Raw genomic sequence first — 9,621 nt, forward strand, 5'->3', positions numbered from 1 at the left:
TAGTTCGTAATATGCATATTACGAACTACGAATTATTTACGTTTACAACAATTAACTAAAATTAATATATTTTCTTGTTTTTGCTTGTTTGAGGTGGGAGTTCTTTCTTTTGATTTGATGACGAAGTTTTTGCGCCAAATATTTCGCTTCTCTTTCTGAACGAAATAAATCAACCTTACGTTTTTTAACAATTAATGTCCCATCTGATTTCTGTTGGACATAGGGTACAGTTAAGGGAACGTAGCTACATACTTTTTTACAAGATATTTTTCTTAATGGAAATTGCTTGCTAGCTTGAGTTATTTTCTGCTCGTCCAGATTATCAGCAATCATCTTTAGCTCTAAAATTGCCGCTTCTAGCTCATAAGCCAATTGGTTAATACGTTTTACCTGCGTCGATAAATGTTGCCATCCATCAGTAAAATCTTCTTGAGGTGGTTGCAGTGGTAGTATTGCAGTATTTTTTTTATTGAATAGACTGGAAGCAGATAAATAAGGTACTGGTAAAAGGATCTTGCGTTTATCAGATTCTCGATCGCCGTCAGGGAGTAATTTCATACTGGTATAATTTAACCTCGCGGACAGTCTCCCGGGCATTTTAGCAGAAACAATACAGAAGTACTATTTTTATTTGAAGGTAGTAAGAAAATTTTTGGGGAAGGCTATTTTTCTGCACCTTCTTGAAGGGAAGGGAAATGGGAGTTATTCTGATTAAATGTTCTTCTATCTCTTCTAAACCGAAGTTTATTTCAATCCAATGACTGAGGGGATGTTGTTTGAAGTTTGATTCGGTTTGTTCTGATTCTGGAGGTAAACCAGCTTGGATGCTGCGATCTAATTGCTCATCTACAAACTTTTTAACTTTGCGATAGGCGCAAGCGCCGATGCGTTCGCAGAGTGCCTCTCAGCGTATCGCGAACTTTGAGAAAGCTTTCAATATACAGCACTTTGCAAGTAAATGTAGAGACGTAATATATTACGTCTCCACAATATATTACGTCTCCACAGCAAAAATGAATCTTGATTAATTCCCAACTAATGCAAGTTTTTTCCCTTGTGGGGAAGTTGCATAACCTAGAAATGCTTTTACTCTAGGACTAGGAGGATTTTTGTAAACATAAAATAACTTCCGTTGATAAGGATAGTTAGAAGCCTCTGGAGTAAGACCATCTATAGGAAGTACCCGCGCCATTGATTGGTTTTGAACCTGGGGAAAGGTAGCGTAAGCAATACCATTAAGTGACAAAGCACGGATCAATCCTGTAGTTTCATCCCGTGGTAAAGTCGTGATATTTGGTGTTGTACCAAAATCATTTCCTCCAAGTGCTAACTTTTTAAAGGTTTGATGGGTACCACTAACAGGAGGACGATTCATTACTAAAATACTTCCATCAGATCCACCTACTTCCGACCAGTTAGTAACTTTACCTAGAAAAATATCTGCTACTTGATTGCTAGTTAATCCTTCTTTGACAAAAAGATTATCTTTACCCACCATTACTGCGATCGCATCACTACCCATGGGTATTGCAACTAATCCCTGGGCTTTTTCTTCTGGAGTCAGAGTTCTAGAAACTGCAGCGATATCAACCTTATTGTCAATCAGAGCTTTAATACCATGACCACTACCATGAGCGGTTGTGACTACACTTGTACCTTGAAATTTGCTCTCAAAACCTTTCTGGAGATTTTGATTAATTATCGCCATGCTGGTAGAACCATCAATTTTTATATTCGTACCGGGAGCGACAGAAGTTGGTTTGGGAAAACTTGGAGATACAGATTGATTTTCTTGAGTATTTTCTCGAGTAATTGGATTAGTTGCTAGTTTTTGTTTATTACTCTGTGCTTTGAGATCGGATTTGTCCTTTTGAATAATCAAACTATTAGCCAAGAATTTTTTGCGATCCAGTGCTTTTGTGTCAGATTTCTCCTCTTGAGTAATTGGATTATTTGACAATAGTTTTTTACTATTTTGTACTGTAACGTCAGATTTACTTGCAAGCAACCACCAATAACTACCACCAAGCAACAGTATCGGTAAAAGCATAGAAAATATTGGGGAAAGGCTGCTTTTTTTACTCATAAAGTTTGATTTCTTTATTGTTATTTACTGATGTATCCCAGTTATCAGTATAAATGTTGTCAGAGAAATTACAAACCTAAATATAGTGCTACACACAAATTGAAACAGACCGTGATCTTATGGCATTAACAGCTAGCGCAACTTACTGTAGGTATTGTGGGGCGTCAGCATAGCAAAAGTTAAAAGTTTACATAATGATATTTTTAATCAAAAAATAGAGATGCAATATAACTACATCTCTACAACCGAATTAATTATTAATTACCAATATTAATTACCAACCAATGCAGCTTGTTGTCCTTCGGGAGAAGTTGCGTAACCCAAGAAATCTTGAACTTGACGACTGGGAGGATTTTTATAAACGTAAGATAACTGTCGGACGTAAGGATAGTTAGCAGCTTCCGGTTTGAGACCATCTATGGGGAGTACCCGCGCTGTTGACTGATTTTGAACCTGAGCAAAAGTAGCGTAGCCAATACCATTAACTCCTAAAGAGCGGATTAGCCCTGTTGTTTCATCCCTTGGTAAGGTAGTGATATTTAATGTGGTACCAAAATTATTACCTTTAAGTACCAATTCTTTAAAAGTCTGATGAGTACCGCTAACCGCAGGACGATTAATTACTCGGATACTTCCATTTGAACCACCGACCTGAGACCAGTTGTTAACTTTCCCTTGAAATATATCTGCTACTTGATTGGTAGTTAATCCTCCCCGGATAAAGGAATTATCTATACCGACTATGATTGCGATCGCATCGCTTGCAACGGGTACTGCAACCAATCCTTGACTTTGTTCTTGTTGAGTTAGGGGTCTAGAAACCGCAGCGATATCAATCGTACCGTTGCTTAAAGCTTGAATACCATTACTGCTACCCTTTGCATTTGTGATGACACTCGTACCTTGAAATTTTTTTTCAAAACCTCTTTTGAGATTTTGATTAATAGTCACCATACTGGTAGAACCATCAATTCTTACACTAGTATTTGGAGATACAGAAGTCGGTGCGGGAAAAACAGGGGTGATTTGTTGATAACCTTGACCTGTTTGATTCTCAGAAGATGATTGACCGTTATTCTGTGTTATGGTTTCCGGCTTACGCATGAAAAACCACCAATAACCACCACCGAGCAAAGCTAGAAATAAAAGTATAAAAACTATTGGGGGAGGACCACTTCTCTTACTCATAGTATTTAATTTGTTAATTAATTAATTGATCGATAAAATTACGTATTCACCTATTCTGGTAGTTGCTTAGGATCGGAATCTTCTAAAATTTGTAGACGACGAGCAACTTCGTCATCTAGAGTCATGTTTTCCAAATCAGCTTGCAACTTTTCCGCCGGATTTTCTGATAATTCAGCCAAAGCTTCTGCGCTTAAATTTCGACGTTCGACTGCACCTTTGGCTGCTTCAAATTGACTTTTTGCCGAACCGATATCAAATTCGTTGTTAACTTTTGCAATCTGTTCTAATGCGGCATTGACCTCAGAAATATCTTTCATATTCTGCATGTCAGCCTTATATGATTCTAACTTAATTCGTTCCCGGTTTAGCTTATCTTTGGAAGCATTGACTGCTGTTTCAGCTTGTTTAACCATCTCTTCAAGCTTCGGTAAAATCTGTTCTGCTTGGACAACTCTAGTCATCGCCAGCCTTGCAGCTTCTTGATTTCCCTGTTTTTGTGCAGTCAAAGCTTGTTTCTCAAAGGTTTTTAGCTCTTTGATTTTTTCTTCGTATTTTTGCTTTGCCCTTTTATAAGCACCTTCTTGACCAGCAACTGCTTGTGCTAATTTCTGCACGGATTCTTGCATTGACTGTAGCGATTCCTCAGCAACTGCTACAGCAACTTTACCACCAGATTCTACGGGTATTCCCCATAACCAATTCCAAGTCCCAACTACGGTTCGACCGGCTTTTTCACCCATCAGCCAATAAATAACCTTTTTCATTTTAAGTAAAAATAAATATTTAATTATGGTCAGTGCATTAACACTCAGATTGTAACTTTATGAAATTAAAATCAGGATGTGTCCAAGTATAATACCTGAAAGCTAATATAAAAATAGTTACTTAATACTTAGATGGCTTGCTACCGCATATATACTAAATTTATTAGACCTCTCCGGAAATGGAATATGTATAACCGAAAATCCTTGTAGAGAAGTACCAGAGCCTACGGCGTCGGCAAACCCTCTGGTACGTCTCTAGGTTCTTTTCCGAAGATGTCTATTGGGATGTTCGCAGTATTTTAACCCTGCCATAACATATTAAAAATGACTTCTGCACCTAATCTTAATTATGGTATTTTTTACATTGGCAGCGAATTAAAACTAAATTTTATTTGTAGCTTGATTTTACCTATAAAATTAACTGACGTTCTCCCTTCGTCTTTTAGACGTGGGACTATAAGAATCACCCAGTAATTTTAATTGTTATTTATTTGTGAATAAAATACTTGCAGAAATCAAAATAGATAACGTATCCACTCCATTTATCCACATTTCTAAGTCATCGGAAGTGTATAGAAGGAAGGAAGGATATGAAAATCAAGTGCCAAATTTACTAATGGGACCCCAAGGATTTATTTGGTATCCCGATTTTATTGGATTTGATATGTTGAGCGATGCTGAAAGTTATTGGGTAAAGATAGCAGTTTCTGAAACATTACAAATCGATCCAATTATTGCTGCAGCTAAGGACTCCTTTGAAGCTAGTGCGATCGTCCTTCCCTTTCAAGTTATCAATGGGGAGCGGGTATACCTATTCGGAGATGACGATGCTGTGATTTTTTCTTTTACGTTACCGGTAGGACACTATCAATTATTATTTCAAAATCGCAATTTCACTACAGAGGAAATTGAAAATTCTCCCCATTTCAAACACAGGGATCTTGACAGTGATGATTGCGATCGCATTCCAGAATTATGTATCCTGACCTTCATACCCACAAACACAGCAATTAAACCTGAAATTTTGGTTTACAAAGGTTCCCTTGAAACCACTGAACCTCCTGAACCGTTAATTCTTTGCGATCGATAATTATTTTTATTTATGGGATTACTACGAAGGGAACGGGAAACAGGGAATTAAATACGTTTTATCTATTCTGAGTGGTAAATCTTAATAATCTTAGGCGCAAATTTACTAACACTCATATTGCTACTTTATTGAAGGCTACAAACTTCTTCAATTACCAATTACCAATGACCCACTACCAATTACCATTTAATGTAAAGACTTCTTATATTTATAGTGCCCCAAGCTCAGTTATCATGCCAAAAGTGAACGAATAGTCCAAGAAAAGCTGAGCGATGAGTGTTGCTGTCAAAAATCCTCCCGATCTAGCCTCCCGGTTAGTAAATGGAGTGCTATCAATTAAACCTTTAGCTGACTTTGCTAAACACCAAGCACGTCAAATGATGATTAAACGTGCGGAAAAAATCGGCGTACCTTGGACAAAAACAGTCGAACAATTGCAATTACGTAATTGGGAAACCGATTTAGCAAAAGTACAAAATCACCAAATTTCTTATCCAGATTATTACCTCACCTCATTTCATGCTTACGAACAAGGTAATATGAGTTGGCTGGCTGCTTTTGAGGTAGAATCTGCAGCTTATGCCGTTCATGCTAAACTTTGGGGCGGTACCAATTCGGAAGGTGATGCAAAACTACGCCAAAGCTATCACGATGTCCTCAAGGTAGAAATTTCCCAAACCCCCCAAAATATCCTAGATTTGGGTTGTAGTGTTGGTTTAAGTACTTTTGCTTTACAAGAAATTTATCCCCAGGCCAAAATCACAGGTGTAGATTTATCTCCCTATTTTCTAGCTGTTGCTAACTATAATTCAATACAACGTAAAGCTAATATCAATTGGGTTCATACTGCTGCAGAATCAACAGGGTTAAAAGATGCTTCATATGACTTAGTATCTATCTGTTTGGTTTGTCATGAATTACCCCAGTTAGCAACTAGACAGATATTCGCAGAGGCTAAACGTTTGCTGACTCCTGGTGGATATTTTGCAATTATGGATATGAATCCTTGCTCGGAAGCTTTCAAAAAAATGCCACCTTATGTCTTGACATTACTCAAAAGTACTGAGCCTTACCTTGATGAGTACTTCAGTTTCGACATTAAGCAAGCTCTAATTGATGCTGGATTCCAGACTCCTAGCATCAGCTTCAATAGTCCTCGGCATCGTACAGTAATTGCTCGGGTATAAAAAATTTGAGCGAACTGAATTATTTAATATTGTGGGGAGTTTTACCACCACTACTACTTTTATTTTACTATTTTCACCGCGTTTCCAATCGCCCGTCCCTGTTTAGTCTACTGTTGTTTTTTGCACTTGGAGCAATTTCTGGTGGGATTGCTCTTATTTTACAATCCAATTTTGAAATAATTCTGGGTACATTTACAAATTGGCAAAGCATTAGAGGGTACCTAGCGGTAGAAATTTGGCGACAACTCGTAAAAGTTGCACCAATTGAAGAAACTTGTAAATTAGCTACTGTATTCATACCTGCTTGGTTTTTTCAAAGACGTTATAAATTACGACGTATTAGTCTCTTTTTATTTGCGATCGCAGTTTGTCTGGGATTTACTGCCCAACAAAATTGTGTTTATCTAATTAATGGCACTGAATCAATTGTAGAAAGGTTAATTCGTACGCCAACACATGCAATTTTTTCTGCACCTTGGGCATATGCGATTGCAATTACTGTTGGATGTAGAATCGATTCCGAAGACGATCGCAAGCTATTTCCCCAAGCTTGGATTAATTCTATAATTTGTCATGCGTTGGTAAATATTCTTGCAAGCGCTTCACGTGAGCCTTCACTCAGTTTTTTGAGCTATGGGTTATTCCCATTATTATTGTGGATGTTCTGGCGCTTGGAAAAATTACTGCGCAAAATCGAACGCAAGTCGTCCATAATTCTCGTCACAGCAAAAACTCGCAAACATCGTTACTTCCAGCGTGGTTTAATTTTATTAACCTTGATTTTAGGTGGTAATGCAATTTTTGGCTTATTTCTTCTCGCCCGAATTTTAAGTCCTTTAAGCTGGGGAGAATTGCTCGAACCAAGTATTTTTTGGTTTACACTAAGCCGTTGTTTAGTAAATATAGGTTTTGGGATAGTAGCTTGGGGAATATATCGTTACCTATATTTTTCGGGAAGCCAGTATCTACCACAAAAGCTTGATGGGTTAGAGTATGCTGAAGAATCACCTTATAGCAGAAGTCAGGAGACAGGAGACAGGAGTCAGGAGTGAAATCTGCTTTACATATAAATTCTAGATTTTTGACTATACCTCACTTAGGAATGTGGATTAAATAAAGTACAAAAGTAGGGTGCTGTTAGCATCGCGTAACGCACCATTCCAAATTTCAGAATTATAGGTTATTAAATTCTCATTCCTTACTTGCAATCAGCTATAAGTTTTTTTTAGAAGTTTTCTGGAGGTTAGAAACCAATACAGTTCAGTTAAGACTTTTTTTAAAAAAATAACACTGTAGAGACGCGACATGTCGCGTCTCTACAAAATCTCTACAAAGTTTATTGCTCAAAGAAAGCTTGTTACACCTGCATTAATACAGGCTGATTTTGAACGCTAGTTTGGGAATTATCTTCAGATTCGGTGCAATAGATTTCACAAGAATTATTTGGGCTTTCGATTAGCTTAACCTTATGAAGCTTTGCTCCTAATTCCTTGATAGGGGATTGCAATAAGTTGCTAATATGCAAAGCAATGTTCTCGGCGGTAGGAACAGCAGAAGCAAAATGAGGTATATCTTTATTTAAGAAAGTATGATCGAATGGTTCGACAACTAAGTCTTCGATGACTTGATTTAACTCTCCTAAATCAACAATCATTCCAGTTCGTCCATCAATTTCCCCTTTGACGGTCACTTCTAAATGATAATTATGTCCGTGTCCATTAGGGCGAGCACATTTACCGTAAATCTCAAAATTCTTTTCAAGACTCAGGTCGGGGTGCGCTAATCTGTGAGCAGCACTAAAGTGAGTACTAACAGTTAAATAAGATTCCATTCCGTTTCCCATATATTCAGCCCAAAGTTCTGGGTGTTCAAACAACTGCACGCGGACTAAAGGTAAGTGAGGTACTAGACGTTGCCAAATAATTCGGGCAATATTTTCAGTAGTAGGGAGTGTTTCTTGAAACTCTTCCCACACATCATTGAGATAGGAAAAATCAAGTTGAGAAGTAACTTCCTTCTTGATTACTTGTTTGACATCAGATAAATTTAGTACCATTCCATATTCGTCTAGTTCCCCAGCGAGGGAAATAAACAAGACATAATTATGTCCGTGTCCGGGGAACCGCGAACAAGCACCAAATTTATCTTTATTTTCAGATTCACTCAATTCTGGTAGCCAATATCGGTGACTAGCAGAAAATTGAGCACGACGATTAACTATGCATTGCATGAGCGAACTCTTAGCAAAACTTAAAATTTCTTAAACTTTCTCTGATACCAGCATAAACCAATTTTGTTAATTAGTTTTGTTATTTAGGGAAGGAGACAGGAATCAGGAGTCGGAATTAGTGTTTTTTAGTTAGTCGTATATTGGGAATATAACCCACCTAAATCCCCCAATTTTGTGGACTTTGAAGATTATTCTCCTCGTCAAATATGGCTCACCACGCTAATCGCTAATGGGATGCTAAGTGCAAAATCATTCCTTAATTAACCCTCTTAATTTTTAACGCTTCAATTGAATTAATGGTGAAGAATATTTTTTTTGAAAAGAAACTCTGTGTAACTATCATTACTAGATTTATACTGTATCCACTGCTACACTAAAACCGCTTTGAGGTTTCTTTTCAATCCCCATCCTTCTTCCCAATAATGTCTGAAATCACTAGCATTAGAAAAAAACTTTCTTTTTTTATAGTTTTTATTGTTACATTTCTATTTATTTTTCAACTAAATTTTCTGTGGGTAAATGGTAAGGAAATACCCAAACCGAAGCTAAAAGACTGGCAAATCAACGGTATTGTCGTTGCCCTGGATGATGATTATCTGGAAGTACAGGGATTTGCTTTTAATAAGTTAAGAGAATACGAACTCAAAAATTTAAATAAACAGCAAGCAAAGAATATAGCTAAAAAAGCCTTTCATCTGTTGAAGGATGAAAAGGTTGATGATTATGTTCGCCATAGTGCAGCTTATGCTTTAGGGAATTTAGGGGATGCTGCTGCTAAACCCTACGCTCAAGATATCGCCGCTATCCTCAAAGATGAAAAGGTTGATGATTATGTTCGCAGTATTGCAGCTTATGCTTTAGGGAATTTAGGGGATGCTGCTAAACCCTACATTCAAGATATTCTTACTTTCATCAAAGATGAAAAGGTTGATTCAAATGTTCGCCGTATTGCAGCTTATGCTTTAGGGGATTTAGGGGATGCTGCTAAACCCTACGTTCAAGATATTCTTACTTTCATCAAAGATGAAAAGGTTAATTCAAATGTTCGTAGTAGTGCAGCACAAGCTTTAGGGAAT

At 37.3% G+C, this 9,621-nt stretch carries 9 protein-coding genes; 4 read left to right on the forward strand and 5 right to left on the reverse strand.

The features are described 5' to 3' along the window. Nucleotides 1-51: 51 nt before the first annotated feature. The 4 genes from QNJ50_RS27505 to QNJ50_RS27520 form a co-directional block, all read right to left on the reverse strand. A complete protein-coding gene (locus QNJ50_RS27505) occupies nucleotides 52-558 on the reverse strand; it encodes a hypothetical protein (protein ID WP_300642054.1) in 507 nt (168 codons plus the stop codon). 466 nt (nucleotides 559-1,024) lie between these two features. Beyond that, nucleotides 1,025-2,086, reverse strand: coding sequence for a phosphate ABC transporter substrate-binding protein (locus QNJ50_RS27510; protein WP_300642057.1), 1,062 nt, complete (start codon nucleotides 2,084-2,086; stop codon nucleotides 1,025-1,027). A 270-nt stretch (nucleotides 2,087-2,356) separates the two neighbouring features. Further along, nucleotides 2,357-3,274 carry a phosphate ABC transporter substrate-binding protein gene (locus QNJ50_RS27515; RefSeq protein ID WP_300642060.1) on the reverse strand — a complete coding sequence of 306 codons (918 nt, stop codon included), beginning with the start codon at nucleotides 3,272-3,274 and terminating at the stop codon, nucleotides 2,357-2,359. A 50-nt stretch (nucleotides 3,275-3,324) separates the two neighbouring features. Further along, the gene (locus tag QNJ50_RS27520) at nucleotides 3,325-4,038 is read right to left on the reverse strand and encodes a PspA/IM30 family protein (RefSeq protein WP_300642062.1); all 714 of its coding nucleotides are present in this window, start codon (nucleotides 4,036-4,038) and stop codon (nucleotides 3,325-3,327) included. A 493-nt stretch (nucleotides 4,039-4,531) separates the two neighbouring features. Between QNJ50_RS27520 and QNJ50_RS27525 the strand changes: the two genes are divergently transcribed. From QNJ50_RS27525 to QNJ50_RS27535, 3 genes are all read left to right on the forward strand, one after another. Continuing rightward, entirely contained in the window at nucleotides 4,532-5,128 is a 597-nt protein-coding gene (locus tag QNJ50_RS27525) for a hypothetical protein (protein WP_300642064.1), read from the forward strand. A gap of 272 nt (nucleotides 5,129-5,400) precedes the next feature. Beyond that, complete coding sequence (locus tag QNJ50_RS27530; RefSeq protein ID WP_300642067.1) at nucleotides 5,401-6,315, forward strand: class I SAM-dependent methyltransferase; 915 nt, start codon at nucleotides 5,401-5,403, stop codon at nucleotides 6,313-6,315. A gap of 5 nt (nucleotides 6,316-6,320) precedes the next feature. Further along, on the forward strand, nucleotides 6,321-7,367 hold the full coding sequence (locus QNJ50_RS27535; protein ID WP_300642070.1) for a PrsW family glutamic-type intramembrane protease: 1,047 nt from the start codon (nucleotides 6,321-6,323) through the stop codon (nucleotides 7,365-7,367). Nucleotides 7,368-7,672: 305 nt separating this feature from the next. Here the strand turns inward: QNJ50_RS27535 and QNJ50_RS27540 are convergent, their stop codons facing one another. Then, entirely contained in the window at nucleotides 7,673-8,545 is an 873-nt protein-coding gene (locus QNJ50_RS27540) for a 6-carboxytetrahydropterin synthase (RefSeq protein ID WP_300642072.1), read from the reverse strand. A 422-nt stretch (nucleotides 8,546-8,967) separates the two neighbouring features. On the opposite strand from QNJ50_RS27540, the gene QNJ50_RS27545 reads away from it, so the two are divergent. Next, the coding region (locus QNJ50_RS27545) for a HEAT repeat domain-containing protein (protein WP_300642074.1) at nucleotides 8,968-9,621 on the forward strand (654 nt) is incomplete at its 3' end.

Origin of the sequence: Mastigocoleus sp. MO_188.B34 (assembly GCF_030065675.1) — a bacterium.
In the GTDB taxonomy this organism is placed as follows: Bacteria; Cyanobacteriota; Cyanobacteriia; order Cyanobacteriales; family Nostocaceae; genus Mastigocoleus.